The following is a 1,502-nucleotide window of genomic DNA, read 5'->3' as shown; positions in this document are numbered from 1 at the left end:
TGAAATGGGGCGAAAGTCTGTGGACTCTGTGTAAGACAGTACATGGTTTTTTAACTGTGGTATGCGACGGTGGTGGAAGCAGAAACTTAAATCGTGAGGTTTAGGAATCGCCGCACTTTTAGGGCGGCGAGGATGTCAAGGAATGGCTGATGCAACTACAAGGTCAAGTTGTGGGTTTGGATACCGCGCCACTCATTTACCTGATCGAGCAAAATCAGGTATATTTAGGGCTTGTTCGTGCCTTTTTTGGGGCGCTAAGTCGAGGCGAGTTTCAAGTTGTTACCTCTACGTTGACGCTGACGGAAGTTTTGGTGCATCCATTACGCTCAGGTAATGTAGAACTTGCTGGCCAGTATCGTGATATTCTTCTTGATCAAGAAAACTTAATTACTGTACCTATTTCCCTTGAGATTGCCGAAGTTGCCGCCCAGTTAAGAGCAAGACAAAACTTGCGAACTCCAGACGCAATCCAGATCGCCACTGCTATGGGAGAAGGTGCTATGTTTTTCTTGACCAATGATGCCCGTTTAGCTGCTGTCCCAGATTTAAAAGTTTTGGTTTTGGATGCTCTGTAACAGTACACCAATCTGGTAGCGTGCGTTCCTTAAACATTGATTTAAGCAAATGATAATAAGCTAAAAACATCTATGCACAGCGACGGACGGGAGTGCAAGTGCCGTCGAATAATTGTAAATTTTTGTTACGAAGTGCAGTCAGATTGAACAATTGGTGCTAAAACCTTGGGGGAAAGCTGATGTTATTTCGGCTGATTGTCAGTAATCCACAAAACGGGGTGATATGCCGAAAGTTTCCCCATATCCTTACTCTGGTTATTCGGAAAGTTTCTGTATAATCAATGGTTAGCTGGCCTCGTAATATCACGATGTATCTGATTAGGAGCGATGTTATGGGACTTAGTGAAAATTTTTTACAGCCAGCATTGTCAGATGATTTTTACTGGCTCAACGAGCCGACGCATTATCGTTTGGGTAATGGCTTGGAAATTTCTACAGATGAAAAAACTGATTTTTGGCAAAACACGCACTATGGTTTTCAAAGAGATGATGGGCATTGCTTATTGATGCGACAAGTTGGGGATTTTTCCCTAATGACCCAAGTAGAATTTCAGCCTCGGGAAAAATATGATCAATGTGGCCTAATGGTGCGGATTGACAGTCAGAATTGGATAAAAGTTTCCACGGAATATGAAAGCGAACAAGCTAGTCGGCTTGGTTCTGTGGTGACCAATTTGGGATATTCTGATTGGGCAACGCAAGACATTTCTTCACGATACCGCGAAATGTGGTATCGCATCAGTAAACGGGGGAGCGATTTTCTGCTAGAGAATTCTTATGATGGGCAGGCTTGGCTGCAAATGCGGATCACACACTTACACAAGATAGCCGACGATTGCCAAATCGGAGTGTATGCCTGCAGCCCGATAGGCAAAGCGTTTCGCTGTTGTTTCAAAACCTTGGAAATCTCAGACAATCAGTGGCTGG

Annotated in this window: 2 protein-coding genes; both read left to right on the top strand. The window is 43.9% G+C overall.

Annotated elements, in window-relative coordinates:
• The first annotated feature begins 149 nt into the window (after positions 1-149).
• Positions 150-575, top strand: a complete 426-nt coding sequence (locus PX484_RS24685; protein WP_288106047.1) for a type II toxin-antitoxin system VapC family toxin — start codon at positions 150-152, stop codon at positions 573-575.
• A 332-nt stretch (positions 576-907) separates the two neighbouring features.
• The coding region (locus PX484_RS24680) for a DUF1349 domain-containing protein (protein ID WP_288106045.1) at positions 908-1,502 on the top strand (595 nt) is incomplete at its 3' end.

Source organism: Microcystis sp. M49636_WE2 (assembly GCF_030065375.1).
Classification (GTDB): Bacteria; Cyanobacteriota; Cyanobacteriia; order Cyanobacteriales; family Microcystaceae; genus Microcystis; species Microcystis aeruginosa_C.
This window is presented reverse-complemented; position numbering and strand designations above follow the sequence as displayed.